At 74.8% G+C, this 1,058-nt stretch carries 1 protein-coding gene; it reads right to left on the reverse strand.

Annotated elements, in window-relative coordinates:
- Positions 1-77: 77 nt before the first annotated feature.
- Positions 78-698 (reverse strand): hypothetical protein, encoded by a 621-nt coding sequence (locus ACWCXC_RS37485; protein WP_450891827.1) that lies wholly within the window; start codon positions 696-698, stop codon positions 78-80.
- Between the last annotated feature and the right edge of the window lie 360 nt (positions 699-1,058).

Genomic DNA, 1,058 nt, shown 5'->3' on the forward strand with positions numbered 1-1,058 from the left:
GGTTCCTCCCCGGCAGGACCGGGGAGGAACCAGCCGGAGGACGGGTCCGGGCCGAAGGGGCCTCTGCCCAGGCCGTATCAGGCCACCCCGGCGACGGCCAGCGCCGCGAGGACCCCGGTGGCCACGCTGATCCCGCCGAGGTAGTCCGCGGCGCCCGCCCCGCCGTCCCGCCACGAGTACGGGGCCGCGTGCGGCGACACCGTGTCCGTGTCGTCCATGAGCCCGTCCACGGCGAGACCGATCGCCGCCCCCGTCGCCAGCGCGACGACCGGCATCAGGACGCCCTCCGAACCGGAGGCGTACGACTGCGTCGCATAGAGGTAGACGAGGGCTCCCACGGGCGCCCCGAGGGCGGCCGACAGATGCAGGGCACGGGAGGCGCGCTGCTCGTAGGGCAGGACCCGGGCGGCGGCGAGGACCGCGAGCACCGTGGACAGCACGACGGGGACGTGCTCCAGGGCCAGGCGCCAGGCGAAGACGTCGAGGCGTTCGTCGCTTGCCAGCAGGTCGACGAGCCCCCGCGAGATCACGTACCCCGCGATGACGTAGACGAGCGCCCCGGTGATCCAGCTGCGGGCCAGCGCCAGCGCGGATCCGACGCCGCTCGCTCCACCGCCCGGTCTGCCCGTCCGGCCGGGACCGTGCCCCGCGGGTACCCGCCCCGCGCTTCCGCTTCCCCAGCCGCTGCCACCGCTCACGGTGCTTCCTCCCTCTGTGACGCCGTCCCGACGGCTTCCGTCGTCCTCTGCCGTTCCTCGGGTGTGGCGTGAGCGTACGGCCGGTCCGGGAGCCCTGACCTGGGTCCGGGGCCCCAACCTCGGGCCCAGCCTGTTCCCGGGAGCCACCCCCTGCGCACGGGGCGCACCGATTGGGTCCGCGGGCCCAAGACGCCTGCCGGGAAAGCCCGTTACGGTCGCCCTATGCCATTCATGGGGGAGTTGCGTCGTCGGGTGCGGCGGGGTGTGCCGCGTACGAGTGTGCGGTTGCCGGGTGCGCGGCTGCGGGGGCGGCGGGACCGGGGGCAGGGTGCTCTGGAGTACGTCGGTCTGACGCTGGTC

The sequence above is a fragment of the Streptomyces sp. NPDC001515 genome, assembly GCF_053597115.1.